The organism is Actinoplanes sp. NPDC020271 (assembly GCF_044388125.1).
Taxonomy (GTDB): Bacteria; Actinomycetota; Actinomycetes; order Mycobacteriales; family Micromonosporaceae; genus Actinoplanes.
In genome coordinates, this window is record NZ_JBIRWQ010000004.1 from 47,433 (window position 1) to 65,126 (window position 17,694).

Genomic DNA, 17,694 nt, shown 5'->3' on the forward strand with positions numbered 1-17,694 from the left:
CCTTAGTTACCTCCCGGCGCGGTCTGCATCAGCACCACCGCGCCCTCCGGAGCAGCGGCCAACTGCGGCCCGTCCGAGGCATCCAGCAGCAGCGTGATCACCGTGGAACCCTGACCGTCGCCCGCGAGGTCCACGCCGAGCACCACGGCCTGCAACCGGGTCGGCGCCGCCGTGGCCTTGGCCGCCGGAGCCGCCTGACCCTCTGCCCCGGTGCCGGTTGCCGAGACGAACACCGCCACCTTCGCCCCGTTGGCAAGGCCCTGCGGATACTGGCCGGGTTTGAGCGCAAGCGACGCGGCGACCTTCCCGGTTGGGGGAAACGCCGCGTCTCCGATCAGTGATGGAGTCAGCAGCGTGCCGGCCACCAGAGGCACCACCGCTGTACGACCGATCACCTCGTCAGCCTGGGCAACCGGGACGAGCAGCACTCCGGGGTCCTCGGCGGCCGATACCTGGGTGAGGTCCGCGGCGGTGATGCTCTGACCCGCCGCGACCGGCCGAGCCACGGCGAGCACCTGAATCCGGTCACCGAGCCGGACCGCGCCCCAGGCGTACGCCAGCACGCACACGATGACCAGCAACGAACCCAACGCGACGAACGGCAGCCTGCGGCGACGCCGGGCCGCCCGCCACGGGCCGCGTCCAGCACGCGGCGCGGCAGTCGGACGATCGTCCGAACCTGTTTTTGGGCGCACGGAACCTAGCGCCATGACCAACGTCCTCCCCGATGCGGCGCTGCTACGACTGAACGAGCTCGATGGTTAGCGGTTGATGAGGGTCTTCGACTCCTGCACGCGAGCCTGAACCTGGCCGGTCGTGGTGAGCCCCGGCACGGTGCCGGTCTGACCTGCACCGGCCCAGGTCACCTCCCACTCCACCGTTGCGGTGACCGTGAAGACGCCGGGCGTCTGATAGGTGTGGCCGCAGTCGGGTGAGGGCTTCTCTGGATCGATGCCGGGATTCCACGGGGTGCCCGGTCCGGCGCAGGTCACGCCCGAGCCGTCGCCCATGGACCAGGTCACCTTCACCGGCCGGGCGGTGGCGGTCACACTGACTCCAGGAACGGAGGCCGTCGCCGACTCCGTGGTCCAGGAACTGCGATCCAGCGCCATCCAGACCGGCAGGTAACGAAGTTGATCGCCCGGTGGGTTCAACTCGATCTTTACCTCGGGCAACCGCAGCTTCGACCGCGCCTGACGAGCCAGAACCTCGGGTGACACCACTGGCGGCGCCCCTGCAATCCACACAGCACCGCCGAAGCCGGTGCTCGCCTCACCATCCGGTCCGTAACAAACCTGCTCGTACCAGCCGCCCTCGCCCTCAGGCTGGCCACCGAGGTTCGCGATCATGTCGGGCGACAAGTCGACGGGCTTGTAATAGCAGCCGTCGGATCCGGCCCAGCCGCCGTCCCGCTCGCACGGGATCACCTCACCCTTCGGGTTGCGGCATTTGCCATCACCGGTATTGCCGCCACCCGTTCCACCCGTGTCGTTGCCAGGTTTGTGTGGAGTCTCCGCGTGGACGTTGCACTCGGGCCGTGTGCTTCCAGCCGGGCAGGTAATGCCTCCCGTGCCGCCGTCAGCAAGCGCTACCGTCGGGATACACAGCGCTGCGGCAGCACCAAAAAACAGCGCGATGATGACGGTACGAACGTTCGTCAGCACGTTCCGACCTCCTGCAACACGAGCGAGTCGACCTTCCAACCGTCGGACGTACGCTTCACCGTGGCGGTGGTCGCGTGCCTACCACCGGGTACGTCATTAACCAGGCCGCCGCTCGCTTTGTACTTCAGCCACTCCTCGTCGCTGACGCAGTCGGAAATGGTGACCTCGGTCGGAGCGCCGGTTGGATCCAGGGCGGACACCTTGGGGTCGAGTCTCACCTGCCCCTTTGTGACCTGCTTCCGCTTGCGATCCATGTAAAGCGAGTTGGCGACCAACCTAAGTGCCTGGCCAGAGGCGTACTTGCGCAATTCGGGCATCTCGGCGTCGGACGTTACCGCTGCGCTGACGAAGACATCCCAGAATCCGCGATAAGCAGCCACTGCATCACGTTCGGGGGCAGTCGCCGGCCCTAAAGCCGAGGACGCTGGGGTTGTCGGCGACAGCGGACTGCCGAGATCAGCAGCGGGTCTCCCGGAGCTGCACGCGTTCGTAAGCAGCGTGAGTGCCATGATCGGGATGAGAGTGGCCAATCGTTTGATCATCGCCATGCCTCTCCTTGTCGTAGCCGTCAACGAGTCCTCTGCCTGGCTACGACCAGTCGCCGAAAAGCGGGCAGCGTCCTGCTGGCTCGTGTTCTCAACGTGTCTCGTCGATCTTCAGGCCGATGCGCAGAGTCCGGTCTACCGCATCCTTCGGTACCGGCGCTACATCGTTTAGAAAACGCATACCTAGATGCGCATTCTCGAATGCGCAGTCCAAGCGATGTATTGGCGACACTGAAACTCTCCCTCTTATTGACTGTTGGCGATTAATGACTGCACGTCAGGGCACGTGGTCGATTGGAAAGGCTGGCGCTCTTGGCGTTGGTGCGATCACGAGTCACTGTCTCGACCTCGGCTTCGTCGTCGGAACTAGTCGAGACCCATACACTTACGAGTGGCGTATCTCACACGGCGGTGGCAACGAAGGCCCAGCAAGAGGGCGCGATCGGCACCCATGTGGGCCGGGAGTTCGCTCCGCGGCGGGAAAATATATTGACTGGGTGCGATATACAATGATCGCCAAGTGATGGAGAGATGCCGCGCGCAACGGGCGTAAGTCTGTGGGCGACGAGCCTCGTACGGGAGTGGGACTGTTCGTGACCTTCGATCTTCAAGATTTGATCAAGGAAGCCCTTACCCGCGTCTGGCACGTGCCGATCTTGCGAGTCCTCGCCGCCGGCCCCGCACGATATGCCGACATTCGCGAAGGATTGACCAAGCTGAAAGGCCTTTCGCCGGGCGATGGCACCATCAGCACAGAGTTGCGCGCGTTGGGCTCCAAGGGGCTGATCGAGCAACAGCCGCAGCCGAATACCCGAAGGCGAGCATGGGCTCTTACCGATCTGGGCCGGACCGTTCTGCGTCTGGTCGATGAGTTCGAGGGCTTGACCAAGCTCGACAAGATTCAAGCCGAGGAACGGCGGTTCGGGATGTCGATGGACGAGTTGCAGGCACGCGCCGCTGCGATAGATCCCACGGTGCCGCACCCCGCGCGGCGTTACGACTACCTGCTCGGCGGCAAGGACAACTTCTCTGCGGACCGAGAGTCGGCACACGAGATCGAGGCCGTGATGCCCACCGTCAGGCTCGCCGCGATGGAGAACCGTGGCTTCCTCCAGCGCGCCGTCAGGTTCCTGGCCCTACAGGGCATCGACCAGTTCCTGGACGTCGGCACCGGTATCCCGACGTCGCCGAACACTCACGAAGTCGCCCAGGCGATCCGCCCGGACGCTCGCATTGTCTACGTCGACAACGACCCGATCGTGCTGTCCCACGCCCGTGCGTTGCTCACCAGCGTGCCCGAAGGCAAGACCGCCTACATTCACGCCGACCTGCGGAATCCCGCCGGCATCCTAAACGACCCTCAACTTCGCAGCACGCTGGACCTGTCCAGGCCCGTCGGGCTTCTGCTCGTCGCCGTCTTGCACTTCATCCGCGAGGACGAAGACCCAAAGGGCATCGTCGCCGAACTCATCGACGCCCTACCCCCGGGCAGCTGGGTCGTGGTCTCACATTCCACCTTCGACTACGTTCCGGTCGAGATGCTGCCCAAGCTCGAAGCGCCCAACCGCGACGGTCGCTTCCGAGCCCGCTCGCGTGACGAATTAGCCGCCCTGCTGAACGGCCTCGACCTGGTCGAGCCCGGCATCCAGTCCGTTTCGCAGTGGTGGGCCGAACAAGCATCTCAACCGCGGCCGGCCATCGAAGACGTCGCCATCCACGGCGCCATCGGGCGGGTGATCGACTGATGATCCGACGTGCCCGGCTCCTGCGCCGGGGCGAGTAGCGAGGGCGCGCCGTGGAAGGCCCGACCGTGCTTGCTGCCGGACTGGCCGCCGGGGCAGCAGGCGTCCCTGCCGCCGCGCTCGCCTACACTGCCGGCCCCGAAGGGCCAATACGACTGTCCCGGCGGTGGTGGCTAGGAGAACCTGCGGCTCTCCCTGCGGTTGCACTGGTAACGGCTCTGACGGCAGGCAGCGCCGGGTTCGTGTGTGCCGCTGTGCCGCCGTCACTCGCCCTCCCGGCGTATTGGCTCTTCGCGGTAGTTGCCGTAGTACTCCTGATCATCGATCTACGACAGCGCCGGCTGCCCCACGTACTGACGAGCGTGCTCTGGTTTGCCTCCGTCGCCGGCTTCGCGGCGGAGTCCCTGGCCAGCGGTGAATCCCGCCGTTTCATCGAGGCCGTGATCGCCGGAGTAGTTGTGACCATGCTGGCACTCGTCATGGCAATCGGATTCCCCGGACAACTCGGCTTGGGAGACGTAAGCCTTGCGGGAGCGGTAGCGATGTCCCTCGGATGGCTGGGCCTGCCAACCGCCGCACGGGGCCTCGCCACCGCTTTGATCGTCCAGGCCTTTGTCGGCATCTTCGCGATCTGGCGCGCCGGGAACCGTCAGATCGCCGTACCTTTCGGACCGGCCTTGCTCATCGGATGGCTTCTGGCGATCGGCCTGAACGTCCGATAGACCGAAGCCGGAGATCGTCATCCGCGCGAGCAGCCGAGAAGGCGTTCTGCAGGTACGTGGCCGGAGGGTAATTCAGGTGGGTCGGGGGATACTGCCTTCAGCGCGACGCCGGCCTACCGCGCTGGTCCATGAGCTGGTGCGACGGAAGTAAATTCCGCCGGTCAGCGCCGAGTGACGAACCGACCTCGGCCCTGGCGTCCAACTACATCTCCGGCAGTTATCAAGATCTTCATGGCTCGGTGGATCGTGGTGATAGAGGTCCCGTACATGTCCGACAGCTCCGAAGCCGAGGGGAGCTGCGTGCCATAGGGCCACGTCCCCTTGTCGATCTCCGCGCGGATCAACTCAGCGACCTCTTTGTATGTCGGCGGTAGCCGGAATTCCTCCTCCACTCCATAAGTGGATCATGTGCAGAATTGCCACTTGTCCACTACTGCATAATTGCCTACGGTCAGATGATCGATCGTGCGTAAGTGATGAAGGGGGTTCAGATGGCGGCCACCGACGACGTGCTGCGGAACATGAGCATGATTCGTATCGACGTGTTGCATGCAGCCCGACTGGACGACTACAGACCAGGAGAACGGACTGCTTCGAGGCGGGCGAACACTGCGGATGGTGGGTGTGCACGGTGAAGCGCTCGCGTGCGGACGCCTCGCTGAGCGGCGTTCTGCGGTTGGTGGGGGCTCGGGAGATCGCGGTCCGACTTGGGCTATCGCGGCAGCGGATCCAGCAGCTGGCCGATCGTGACGACTTCCCGGTGCCATTCCAGGAGTTGAAGATGGGGCGTGTCTGGTGGGCGCATGAGGTTGAGGAATGGATCTGTAGGTGGCAGTCGGGTCAGTCACCGTGCGGAGTCGCCGATCACGGCAGTAAGGACGCTGCTCGGCAGTCGGCTGAACGGGTCGCTGACCATCTTGCTGAGCGGAGTCAGGTCTTCCTCGAAGAGGAACAGATCGACGCACTCGCGAGATTGCTATGCCTGTTCCTCGGCAATAACGAGCAGGCGGCAGGTTTGGAGGGCCGTACCGTCCTGCCCAGGTGCACACCGATACCGTGGACGGCATCCGGTGAATGAGCGTCCGCGGACGTGGCGCTGGACATTCCGCCGGGCGCCGACTGCGCCCGGGGCCTTGAGCCTGTTACTTGACCAGGTGCGTGGCATCGGCCTGCGCAATCCCGCCCATGCCGCCGAGCATCTGCTGTCCCTGCTCGCCGCCGGACCGCATCTCAACCCCGGGATGGAGGCCGAGCTATGGATCTTGCTTGCCGAGTTTCTTAACCAGCAGGACGACATCGCTACCGCGCTTACCGCCGTACACCGAGCCGCCCAGCTTCTTGAAACCGACGCCCGCACGGACTGGTCGCGCCTGATCACCCTGCTCGCTGTCAGCGCGGATCTCAGCGTCCGAGCCGACGACTCCTCCGCGGTGGAAGTCTGCGATCACTACCTCAGTGTCATCACCAACACCCACGCTCCGGATCCCCAGCGTCTGATCACGGGACAGGCTTTGCGAGCGGCAGCCGCCTACCACCGCCAGTGCGACTACGGCCGCTCGCAACTCGACATCCTGTGCCGTGTCGCGTCCCGCCACAGCCTCATAAAACAGATGCTGAAAGCTGGCGTGGACGCGATGCGTGACCGCTGCAAAGGCGTCCCGCCCCCGACCCGTACCCGGATACCCGCACTACCCGGCGGTCTGCTGAATCCACACCCCGCCAGGGCCGACCCTGACTTCCTCGCAGACCGCATCTGGCATGTACGGACGGGCGGTCACCGTTGTGATCAGCAGGCTCACTGACGTATCTGCACCTGCCAGCGGGTAGCCCGATGAACCATAGATAGTCACCTCGCGCCGCGGCGATGATGCCGGGCGAGCAATTCCACAGAGCAGATCATCAGGCCACTGCGTCGGCTCTTCCGAGCCGGTAGAGCTCAGCCACTACTGCGGGTCGGGAGTGCCGTTCTCCCAGATGCATGGTGAGTCCGCGCTGAGCCCGTAGTCCAGGTGGTCACCGCGGTTCCAGCTCTGGACGAGGACGATGTAGCCATCGGACGTTTCTACGCTGTAGCGCGGTTCCTGTTTGCTGCGGTCGTCGGTGCGAGTCTTATAACCCTTCTGCTGCCAGAAGGTGACAAGCGTCGGAATGATCTCGTTGCTCGGCCATGTCCCCGTGGCTGGCGGGACGATGTCGTACGCCTTCTCGGCGAAGATCCGCCCGGCCGGCCCACCGTCTGTGGGATCGTCACACGGCACGCTGTCCTCGTCGGTGCTGACCTTCAGGGTGGCGCCGGATGGCAGTTGCTTGAACGCCTCCTGCACGAGTTCTTCCACCCGCTGGGCTGCCTGGGCTTTCGTCTCGGTGGGCTGCAAGTCTTTGTCCTTCCCAGCGCACGCGGCCAACGCCAACATCATCACCGCGGCCGCCAACGCATAGCCAAGTCGTCGGATTGTCATAATCAGTACACCTCGCTACAGCTTCCCGGTGACGATCAGGGCGATGTTCTTGCGGGCGATGTTGTCGTTGTTCCAATAGGCGGAGTGGGTGACGCCCTCGGCGTTCGGGTCGCCGGGGTCGCTGGCGAAGACTCGGGCACCGAAGTCCAGGTCGCTGGGATCGTTGCCATGAGCGATGTCCCAGTCCGGAACCTTGCGGATCGCGTCGTACTCTGCCCGGGTCGCGTAGACCTGGTCTGGTCGGACACCGTGCAGGTCGGTGGCGTGGTCCACGTCGACGCCGGGTGATCCGACGAACACCACGGCGTCAGCGCTGATGCTCGAACTCGTGGCGGCGTGCCCGATGACGGTCGAGCCGTAGCTGTGCCCCAGGACGGTGTTTCGCGATGGGATATCGCCCTCGTGGGTGGCGCGCAGCCCGGTCTGGAAGCGATCGAGGATGGGGCCGCCGTCCTGGGCGTATGAGCTGTAGCCCGCGTCCGGCAGGATGTCGTTTGGGGCGTCGTAGCCGTACCAGTAGACCGCGGCGGTGCTCTTCGTCGGATCCTCGTGAGCGGCATCTCCTTGCATGACGCCTGCGCGCGCCATACCCGCCCCCACCTTGGAGAGATCCTCCCCGGTGCCCGGCACGTAGGTGAGAATGTTGTCCGCAGTGTCGGGATTGCCGACAGACACGATGGCCCTGCCGTCACCGTCGGCGGAAAGCCCGATCAGGTATGCGTCGGGCTTGGCCGGATCGGCGAGTCGAGAGCTGATGGCGGCCAAACCCTTGAGCTTGCCGGCCAGTTCATCACGCTGCGATCCCAGCTTGGACATTTCAGCGTCCATCGCGGCCTTCGCATCGGGCACCCCCGGATAGACTTCGTCGATCCGGCCCTGGTCGTACATGCCCTGCAGATAGTTCATGCGGCCGTCAACCGATGCCACGTCTTGCCGGAGCACGTCGGTGTCACGCCGCAGCAGCGAACGGTTCGCGACGTCCCGATCGGCGATCGGGACGCCATCCATCCCGCCCACCAGGTCGGGGAACTCCAGGATCGCCTGTTCTTGCTGCTGCGGAGTGAGCGATTCCCACCAGGCACGGATTTCGGCTGGGGACCGCTTCCCTTGGGCCTCAAGATCAGCGCGGGAAAGCGCCTGCATCTGGCCGGTCCCGAAACCAGTCGTCGTCGACGGTGTGTTGACCGTGATGGTGTTGGCCGTGGAATCGTCGAGCGATCGAGCCTTGCCTACGATGCCGCGCAGGTCGTTGAGCAGGGCTCCGGTCTCCCGCGCCGTGTGATCCAGGTTGCCTGCCGAGTACGCCGCAGCCGGCGCGGTGATGGTGGCGGCTGCCGTATCGACGGTGTAGCCAGCTTTTCGGGCGGCGGCGACGACGTCCTCGGCCTGCTGCCGCAGAGCTTTCATGCCATAGGCATGCTGATCCATCGCATCGTAGATGCGCTTGGCCGGGTTATAGGTGTTGCTGACCTCGGCCCGCAGATCGGCTGCCTTCTCCGCTGCGGCTTCCGCCCCCGTGCCATTCGACCAGGCATAAGGAAGGTCACGGGTACCCCGGATCAGCTCCTCCGCCGCGTCGTCGACCGCCTGGGCGAGCTGGTGCCAGTGATCAGCCGCCGTGTGCCACGGAGTCGCGTCGAATGACAACAGGTCGTCCAGCGTCAGCTCACTCATCGAGGCACCCGTGACCCACTCCGCCGGAGATCATCTGCGCTTGTTTCGTCGGTTGCTCGATAATCCTTCGACGCTTTTGCGAGATACGCACCGAATGCGCCCACATCATTGGTAAGTCTGTGGAGATCAGCAAGCCATGCCTTCGCTGCCGCGTGGGCCGCCGTCGCCGCGGCCGATCCGGTCGCGGGCATAGGGGCAAGCCCTGACCCAACCTTCTTCACGATCTTGCGCAGCGTCATAACCGACGAATCGACATCGGCCCCAATCCCATGCAGGGCCAGAACGTCAACCTCAAGCGGCGTAGGCTGCATCGACACCCTCCCTCGCACACGCGGACTCTGCACTCTATCTGCCGTACACCAACATCGATGTCCCGGTTCATCCCAGCCTGTAGTCGACCTACATCCGGTTCAATCCGAATGATCACGGTGCTGCCGGAACACTGACCGGCCCGGCTTCTGCTGCCGTTCACTCCCCCATGCCGACCCGAACTGGCCACTTGTGGGACATCTCTCTGCGGCAGGTCGAGGTTGCCTCCCGGGAACCGACGTCTCCTGATCTCGGATGTCCGCAAAGCGAGGCACGCCCAAGAACCATGCTGGTCTAGATGACGGCGCCGGCCCTGCGATCAGGGGACTATCTAGAGCAGAGTGCTGGGGATTCATCAGGCCTACGTACAGCGCAGGGTCGCGAGACCCTGTAGTGACCGAGGCCACCTCCGGACACAGAGGCCGGCCTAGCCCGAGTCCCACAAGGCGACCATCACTCAGCATGCCGCCGACGACCACCTGCCCCCAAGGCTGGAGCGAGCGAGGTCGAAGTAGTCTGGGTCTTGTGAGCCCCGAAAACTTCGACGTGATCATCGTCGGCGCAGGACCCGCAGGGGCCACTGCAGCACTCGCCATCCTCAAAGAGGCACCGACGCTGTCGATCTGCTTGATAGATCGTGACGAATTTCCACGCGACAAGTCTTGCGGTGACGGACTTGGGCCTGGGGTTCGTCGTGTACTGCGTGAGCTGGATGGGCTCGAAGTTGTCGCCGACGCTCCAAGCCCTCCGGCGGTCCGAGTCGGTGGTCCTGACGGCTGGGAGGGCTACGCAGAAGGCCCCCAGGTTCAGGGTAAAGATCTTTCTGGCTTTGTTCTCCCGCGATTTGTCTTCGACGCGCGACTCGTGGATCTTGCCCGGAAACGTGGAGCCACTGTCATCGAACGCACCAAATTCGTAAGCTCCAAGCTGGTCGACGGCCAGCGCGCGATTTCGGTGTCTCACGACGGTCAGACGCGTACGCTCCACTGTAAGATTCTTGTCGGCGCGGATGGAGCCTATTCTCGAGTGAGACGAGAGTTGGGCGTCGGCAAGGCGTTGGATAAAGATACGCACATCGCGATGCGCGCATATGCCAAAGTTAATTTCGCGGGACTGTCTTCCGGCGAAGCGCCAGGGCTTCGCCTAGATTTCGACGAGCAAACTCTTCCTGCCTATGGATGGGTATTCCCGACTGGAGATGGCGAAGCCAACGTCGGAGTTGGCATACCCCTCACCATTCTCAAGAAGCGCCAACAGGATCTCGGTAAGCTACTTGATGACTATGTGGCGGCACTAAAGTTGCGAGGGATCCATGTCGAAAGCATCGACCGCCGCCTCAGCCACCTCTTACCGCATGCCGCCAGTGTGCCACGAATGGCACATGACCGCGCCGTTCTCATCGGAGACGCTGCGTCCACGATCAACACACTCAGCGGTGAGGGAATCTATTATGGAATGGCGGCCGGACAACTTCTAGGGAAGTCTCTAGCCGCGGCCACGGGGGAGAATCCCGATGACATCAATCGCGCCCTCCGGACGTTCGAGGAAGAATTTCGCAAAAAATTCCGACTTCACTTCCTGAGTTGCGCCGTTGGCCATAAGTTCCTTCGTTCCAAAACTTGGGCCCGAGCGGTTATCAAGGCTAGCGTAAGAGATCAGCGAGTGATGGATGACGCTGCATTCTTGTTGTTCGATGAGCAGCGAATGAAGGTATCGACGGGGTTGCGAATCTTGAGGCACGGCTTCTAGAGTTGACATGTGACCCCTCTACCTTGGACGGTCGAACGCCCTGATCTGCTGCTTGCAGAGCGCTTAGTAACCCAGCAGCAGATCCGAATGCTGACGCCGTACTGGCGTATCGGATCGCGCGTCGCCCGATGGGGGCCGGCGAGGCGGATTTGGAAAGCCGCCATGCCCTTTTCGCAGTATACGTCGGCCCCTGTGCCCTTGGCTGCATCTGTGGTACTAGGAATTCCACCCTACCTCATATTCGTCGTTTGGATGATCCAACGCGTTAGCGATGTCGCAAGTGTCGACTTCCAGTGGCGAATGTGGGTCGCGGGTATCTGGATTCTCGTATCTCCTGCGCTCATTACGGAGTGGGAGAGGCGCTTTCTGACGCTTCATGGCGTAATGATCGACACTGCGCCCGACGATGGCTGGGATGTTGGACGCCTTGTTCGTGTTGATGCGATTGCCGCCAAGCTTTGGTATTCTTACGTCGGCGTGACGGGAATTTTAGTCCCCGTTGGATACCTGTTGAGCCGAGATTTTTTCCGCCAACGAACCGGTCCGGTAGACGTCGATGACGTGTACTTCTGGATTGGCCTAATCATCATTGTGATGCTTGGCATATCATTCGGGGTAGGCAACTGGGGAATCGCAAAAACTCTTGTCTATTCATGGAATGCCCTCGATAGAGAAATTTCTTGGAACCCCTTCAAGCCGCGTCAGGTTGCAGGCTTCGAGGCGCTATCCTTCTTCGCTTACTCTACCGGCCTGCTTTATTCGCTGGGAGCGGTCTTCCTTCCCGGCGTTTATGAAATGATTCCCGACCTACCGATAGGTGCAAGGTTCATCGGGATTGCCATTGCAGCTGTACTTATTTGTGGCGGCTCAGCAGTTTTCATTCTTCCGTCTATTTGGATTCACCGTGTAGCAAAGGCTCAACGGGATTCCGCGCTCGAATCCTACTCAAAGGTTCTGACAGATTTGAATGCGGCGGTCTTGGTAGACGCGCCTGGCGTGGATTTTGCTGCCATGTCGAACAGAGTCAGCGCCATCGCATGCCTCCGGTCTTTGATAGCTACTCAGCGGACCTCTCCTTCGGCGGTTTGGCTTGGAACTCGCGTTTTCGCGCTATTCTTGCTGCCCTTGATCGTAAGTGCCGCACAGGCGGTAGTTGGCCTGAAGTAACCATTCCGGAATGGTTAATGGGGCCGTGAGCGACAGGGTATTTATCAAGCCCCGGTTCGATGGAGAGTTATTTAGTTGTTTTCCGAGGGTGCGACTGTACACCCCCATCTCACTGACCGTGAGCGCAGCGGCCTGCTGGTCATACAGTTGACAATCCCGGATCGGCCGAACTCGCGCTAGGTCCGATACCCGCGGCCCTTCCTGTCGTGGTCCGTGAGGTCATGGTGGAAGCCTCATCCATCGCGACGATCACCAACTGGCTCGCTCCGACACTGGGATAGCGAACGCTCCTCCGCCACGTCCCTCATATCATACTTGGTAAATATTGGCACTAAGCCGGCTCTGTAAACAAGGCCGCCTTAATGACGACCCTGCGTAGCGCCGCGTTCAGCAACCATCGCAGCACTGGCGCAACCGGCTGGTTTCGTTAAGGCATCTCAGGGCTGGGGCGCCGTCGTTGACTTGAACGAGGGCGATGCAGGGCTGGGCCCTAAGGCCGTTCGTACCGGCGATCACGAGTCCGCTTGCCGCTGTTGGGATGCCGCCGAAGTCGTGACAGGTAACGCTGAGTGCGGCTGGCGCGATACGCGTTCCAGAAGTAAAGCCCGCTGGTCGATGATGGCTCGCTCCCTAGGAGTTATCACTTGGCCGAGCACTATCGCGGTAGTGACCTCAGGTAGCAGTAAAGTCCTGAATACTTCCGATGCCATCTTCTCGGTGCGCCAACCCGCGCGCCGTCGACTGTGATAGGAGCCGAGGCGCAGTGGCGACGACCACGACGGTGCATGACGTCATCAAGGCGATCCGCGACGACTCCGGCGTGAACCGCGACCGCGGTACCCGCTTCGAGGAGCTGATGCTCCAGTACCTAAGCACTGACCCGCAGTGGACCGAACAATTCAGCCGGGTGTGGATGTGGGCTGACTGGCCCGGAACGGCGCACGATAAGCGGGATACCGGGATCGACCTGGTGGCTCAGGATCGAGAGACCGGGAGCTTCTGCGCGATCCAGTGCAAGTTTTACGAGCCGCAGCATACAGTAAGTAAGGAGGACATAGACTCCTTCTTCACAGCATCCGGCAAGGGTGGCTTCACCCGCCGGATCATCATCTCCACAACCGAGAAGTGGGGCGTCCACGCTGAGGCCGCACTAGACGATCAGCAGATTCCCGTCACCCGTATCGGCTTGTCCGACATCGCCAACAGTCCTGTGGAGTGGCATTTGCCGGCGGTTGGTGAGCCGGTTGAAATGACTTTGAGGGCGAAGAAGTCGCTGCGCAAGCACCAGCGCGAGGCCATCGACGACGTCTTTGCCGGCTTTGAAAAGCACAGCCGCGGCAAGCTAATCATGGCGTGCGGGACGGGCAAAACCTTCACCAGTCTGAAGATCGCAGAGCGATTGCTGAAGGACCGTGCCCAGAACGAGGGAAACGAGCACGCTACCGTCCTGTTCCTGGTTCCCTCTATCGCGTTGCTGTCACAGACACTCCGAGAATGGTCATATGAGGCCGAGGTGCCGCTGCGTAGCTTCGCGGTGTGCTCCGACGTGAAGGTCGGCAAGCGCCAGGTCTTGGGTGACGACAATGATATGTCCACCCACGATTTGGCCCTACCCGCTACTACCGACCCCGATCGGCTGATCGAGCAGATAGCCAGCGTGGACGCGACTCCCGGACTAACCGTGGTGTTCTCCACTTACCAGTCCATCGCCACGATTTCTGAGGCGCAGAAGAAGGGCCTCCCCCGCTTCGACTTGATCCTATGCGACGAGGCCCACCGCACCACCGGCGTCACGCTGGCCGGCCACGATGAGTCGGCCTTCGTCCGTGTCCACGACGACGACGACCTGAGCGGGAACCGCCGCCTCTACATGACCGCGACCCCGCGCATCTACAGCGAGGACACGAAGACGGAGGCGAAGTATGCAAACGCCGTCCTTGCCTCGATGGACAACGAGCAGACGTACGGTCCCGAGTTCCACCGCCTGGGCTTTGGCCAGGCCGTGGAAAGAGGCCTTCTCACCGACTACAAGGTCCTGATCCTCACGGTCGACGAGGGTGTGGTAGCGAAGACCCTCCAACAGGGCTTCGCAGGTGGGACATCCGAGCTGAACCTCGATGACGCAGCAAAGATCATCGGCTGCTGGAATGCAATGGCCAAGCGTACCGGCACTTTCGCGGACGGCTCCGGGTTCGCCGAAGGTGAGACACCCATGAAACGGGCGGTCGCCTTCGCCCGCTCTATCGCCGACTCCAAAGCGATCGCCGCCCGCTTCAACGAGGTCGTTGACGCCTACGACGACGCCGACGATGAGGTACTGCACTGCGAAGTTGACCACGTCGACGGCACGTTCAACACCCTGCAACGCAACGCACTGTTGGATTGGCTCAAGCAGGATTCTGGCCCGGCCAACGCTCGCATCCTGTCCAATGCCCGCTGCCTGTCCGAAGGCGTGGATGTCCCCAGTCTGGACGCCGTTCTCTTTCTCCACCCTCGCAACTCCGTAGTTGACGTCGTCCAGTCCGTCGGCCGGGTTATGCGCCTGGCCCCAGGAAAGAACTACGGCTACATCATCCTTCCTGTCGCTGTGCCCGCCGGCATGCCCCCGGAGAAGGCACTTGCCGACAACCAGCGATTCAAAACGGTTTGGCAGGTCCTTCAAGCCCTGCGTGCCCACGACGACCGCTTCAACGCGACCGTCAACCAGCTTGAGCTCAACAAACAGAAGCCTGACAACAAGATCGGCATCGGCAGCATCGGCGCTGGCGACGAGTCTGTCGGCGATAAGGATGGTTCCAGCACCATCGACAGCGCCAAGGCTGCCAAGGAGAAGGAAGCCCAGAGCGCCCAGCACATCCAGGAGGCGCTGTTCTCCGTGAGCGACTGGCGGGACGCGGTCTACGCGCGCATCGTCGACAAGGTCGGCGAACGGCACTACTGGGAGGACTGGGCTAAAGACATCGCCCAGATCGCCGACCGCCACGTCACTCGCATCAAAACCGCGCTGACAGTCGCCGAAAAGAAGGCTGCCTTCGACGAGTTCATCGGCGAACTGCGGGCGAATATCAATCCCGGCGTCAGCGAGGCCGACGGCATAGACATGCTCGCCCAGCACATTGTCACCAAACCGGTCTTCGACGCTCTATTCAAGGACTACGGTTTCGCCGACCACAACCCCGTTTCCAGGGCTATGCAGCGGATGCTCGACATCCTCGATGATCAGGGCCTGGACGCCGAAACGAAGACACTCGAAGGTTTCTACCAATCGGTGAGGGTCCGCGCCGAGGGCATCGACAACCACGAGGGCCGCCAGCGGGTTATCGTCGAACTTTACGACAAGTTCTTCAAGACTGCCCTGCCGAAAACCGCCGACGCCCTCGGCATTGTCTACACCCCCGTCGAAGTCGTCGATTTCATCATCCGTGCCACAGACCAGGCCCTTACCAAGCACTTCGGTCGTTCTTTGTCCCACGAGGGCGTTCAGATCATCGACCCGTTCGCCGGCACCGGCACCTTCCCCGTCCGCCTCCTCCAGTCCGGCCTGATCAAGCCGACGGACCTATTGCGCAAGTACACGAGCGAGCTCCACGCCAACGAAGTCGTCCTCCTGGCGTACTACATCGCGGCCATCAATATCGAGGCGGCCTTCCACGACCTCAACGGCGGCGACTACCAGCCTTTCGAGGGCATCGTGCTCACTGACACCTTCCAGCTCGCCGAGGGCACGGCAAAGCTCGACGGGATGGACGTCCTGGAAGGCAACAGCGAGCGCGCGAAAAAACAGCAGAAGCAAAAAATCACCGTCGTTGTCGGGAATCCGCCCTACTCAGTCGGACAGGGAAGCCAGAATGATAATAACCAAAACCTCAAATACGAGGCGCTAGATGAGCGCATCAAATCCACATACGGGGCCCTCACAAACGCGAAGTCGCGACGAACGCTATACGACTCCTATTTCCGCGCCATCCGCTGGGCCTCGGACCGCATCAAAGATGAGGGAGTAGTCGCATATGTCTCCAATGGTGGCTACATCGACGGCAACACTTACGACGGCTTCCGCAAGTCTTTGCTTGACGAGTTCGACGCGATCTACTGCTACAACTTGCGAGGGAACCAGCTAACGGTTGGCGAGCAGGCTCGCAAAGAGGGCGGAAAGATCTTCGGCTCGGGTAGTCGGAATACGGTCGCCGTTCTGATCCTGGTAAAGGGCGGTGTGGCCGTCGGCACAGCCTCAGATTGCGCACTCTACTACCGTGACATCGGAGACTACCTCAGCCGCGAAGACAAGCTACGAATTCTTGGGTCTCAGAACCTCGACACCGTAGAGTGGGAGCAGCTCACGCCGAACTCAGACGGGGACTGGATCAACCACCGCGATGAACGATTCGCGACTTTCCAGCCCATCGGAAACAACGAAACGGCGGCACTCTCCGACCGCACCTTCGCTTTTTATTCTCTAGGTCTGGGAACAAATCGAGACGCCTGGGTCTACAACTACTCCGAGCAACGACTAAAGGAGAATGTGGCGTCGACGATCAACTTCTACAACCACCAAGTAGAGGAGTTCGTCGAGCACTGCAAAACCGCAGGAATCGTCCGCCCGCAGACAGCAGATGCCGAAAGATTTATCGACCGAAACCCTAAAAAGATCAGCTGGTCTTCCAGCCTAATCCCGAAGGTAGCAAAATCGAAGAAAATTGCTTTCAATCAAACTAGAGTAGTCACCAGCTTCTACCGGCCATTTAGCCGGCAAAAGGTTTACTTCGATCGAGACCTGAATCATCGACCCGGCAAACTTCCTCAAATGTTCCCGACGCCGAAGCATGAAAACTTTGGATTTTATGTCAACGGGTTCCATGCGACTGCCGAATTCGCTGTCCTAGCCATCGATTTAATCCCCTGCCTCGACCTCTTCGGTAAGGGTGGCGCTTTCTTTCCTCGCTACACCTACCATGCAATCGGTAGCGATGACGACCTTTTCACCGCCACTTCAGGTGGGACGGCTGGCTACGAGCGCGTCGACAACATCACCGACGTCACCCTCCAGGGCTACCGCACCACCTGCAACGACCCGGCAATCAGTAAGGACGATGTCTTCTACTACACGTACGGCCTGCTCCACTCCCCGGATTACCGCGAGCGGTTTGCCGCCGACCTGAAGAAGTCGCTCCCCCGCATCCCCAAGGTGCGCGAGTTTCGGGAATTCGCCGAGGCAGGTCGCAAGCTCGCCAACCTGCACATCCAATACGAGGGAGCGGAGCCCTACAAGGGAATTGTCGAGACGGTATCCGGTGACGCATCCAATACCCCGCACCACGAGCTGTACCGGGTCGCCAAGATGAAAGTTCCCAAGGTCAAGGGCAAGTCGGACAGCTCGACGATCATCTACAACAGCCGCGTGACCCTCACCAATATCCCTGAGGAGGCGTACCGGTACCAGCTCGGCGCCCGTTCCGCGATCGAGTGGATCATCGACCGCTACCAGGTCAAGGTCGACAAAGACTCCACCATTGCTAACGACCCCAACGACTGGTCGGATAATCCGCGCTACATCATCGATCTCCTCAAGCGGATCGTGACGGTCAGCCTGGAGACGATGAAGATTGTGGACAAGCTGCCGCCCCTGGACATTCTGGACTAGTAGATGAAGCAGAAGTGAACAC

13 protein-coding genes are annotated in these 17,694 nt (G+C 61.6%); 7 read left to right on the forward strand and 6 right to left on the reverse strand.

From position 1 onward, the window contains the following. Positions 1-2: 2 nt before the first annotated feature. From ACH442_RS10390 to ACH442_RS10400, 3 genes are all read right to left on the reverse strand, one after another. Entirely contained in the window at positions 3-605 is a 603-nt protein-coding gene (locus ACH442_RS10390) for an SAF domain-containing protein (protein ID WP_396338118.1), read from the reverse strand. Between the two features lie 156 nt (positions 606-761). Continuing rightward, entirely contained in the window at positions 762-1,664 is a 903-nt protein-coding gene (locus ACH442_RS10395; protein WP_396337666.1) for a PKD domain-containing protein, read from the reverse strand. Next, the gene (locus ACH442_RS10400; protein ID WP_396337667.1) at positions 1,658-2,212 is read right to left on the reverse strand and encodes a hypothetical protein; all 555 of its coding nucleotides are present in this window, start codon (positions 2,210-2,212) and stop codon (positions 1,658-1,660) included. The genes ACH442_RS10395 and ACH442_RS10400 overlap by 7 nt, the downstream gene beginning before the upstream one ends. 590 nt (positions 2,213-2,802) lie before the next feature. Between ACH442_RS10400 and ACH442_RS10405 the strand changes: the two genes are divergently transcribed. Both ACH442_RS10405 and ACH442_RS10410 read left to right on the forward strand, forming a co-directional pair. After that, on the forward strand, positions 2,803-3,954 hold the full coding sequence (locus ACH442_RS10405; RefSeq protein WP_396337668.1) for an SAM-dependent methyltransferase: 1,152 nt from the start codon (positions 2,803-2,805) through the stop codon (positions 3,952-3,954). A 251-nt stretch (positions 3,955-4,205) separates the two neighbouring features. Further along, the gene (locus tag ACH442_RS10410; RefSeq protein WP_396337669.1) at positions 4,206-4,673 is read left to right on the forward strand and encodes a prepilin peptidase; all 468 of its coding nucleotides are present in this window, start codon (positions 4,206-4,208) and stop codon (positions 4,671-4,673) included. Between the two features lie 161 nt (positions 4,674-4,834). Here the strand turns inward: ACH442_RS10410 and ACH442_RS10415 are convergent, their stop codons facing one another. Next, complete coding sequence (locus ACH442_RS10415) at positions 4,835-5,065, reverse strand: GntR family transcriptional regulator (RefSeq protein WP_396337670.1); 231 nt, start codon at positions 5,063-5,065, stop codon at positions 4,835-4,837. A gap of 239 nt (positions 5,066-5,304) precedes the next feature. Between ACH442_RS10415 and ACH442_RS10420 the strand changes: the two genes are divergently transcribed. After that, positions 5,305-5,751 (forward strand): helix-turn-helix transcriptional regulator, encoded by a 447-nt coding sequence (locus ACH442_RS10420; protein ID WP_396337671.1) that lies wholly within the window; start codon positions 5,305-5,307, stop codon positions 5,749-5,751. Between the two features lie 76 nt (positions 5,752-5,827). Continuing rightward, positions 5,828-6,475 carry a hypothetical protein gene (locus ACH442_RS10425; protein ID WP_396337672.1) on the forward strand — a complete coding sequence of 216 codons (648 nt, stop codon included), beginning with the start codon at positions 5,828-5,830 and terminating at the stop codon, positions 6,473-6,475. Positions 6,476-6,616: 141 nt separating this feature from the next. Here the strand turns inward: ACH442_RS10425 and ACH442_RS10430 are convergent, their stop codons facing one another. Beyond that, complete coding sequence (locus ACH442_RS10430) at positions 6,617-7,132, reverse strand: hypothetical protein (RefSeq protein ID WP_396337673.1); 516 nt, start codon at positions 7,130-7,132, stop codon at positions 6,617-6,619. A 15-nt stretch (positions 7,133-7,147) separates the two neighbouring features. Beyond that, complete coding sequence (locus ACH442_RS10435; RefSeq protein ID WP_396337674.1) at positions 7,148-8,806, reverse strand: alpha/beta hydrolase; 1,659 nt, start codon at positions 8,804-8,806, stop codon at positions 7,148-7,150. An 834-nt stretch (positions 8,807-9,640) separates the two neighbouring features. On the opposite strand from ACH442_RS10435, the gene ACH442_RS10440 reads away from it, so the two are divergent. The 3 genes from ACH442_RS10440 (at position 9,641) to ACH442_RS10450 (ending at position 17,672) form a co-directional block, all read left to right on the forward strand. Then, positions 9,641-10,864, forward strand: coding sequence for an NAD(P)/FAD-dependent oxidoreductase (locus ACH442_RS10440; protein ID WP_396337675.1), 1,224 nt, complete (start codon positions 9,641-9,643; stop codon positions 10,862-10,864). Positions 10,865-10,873: 9 nt separating this feature from the next. Next, entirely contained in the window at positions 10,874-12,031 is a 1,158-nt protein-coding gene (locus ACH442_RS10445; protein WP_396337676.1) for a hypothetical protein, read from the forward strand. 763 nt (positions 12,032-12,794) lie between these two features. Continuing rightward, complete coding sequence (locus ACH442_RS10450) at positions 12,795-17,672, forward strand: DEAD/DEAH box helicase (RefSeq protein ID WP_396337677.1); 4,878 nt, start codon at positions 12,795-12,797, stop codon at positions 17,670-17,672. The last annotated feature ends 22 nt before the right edge of the window (positions 17,673-17,694 follow it).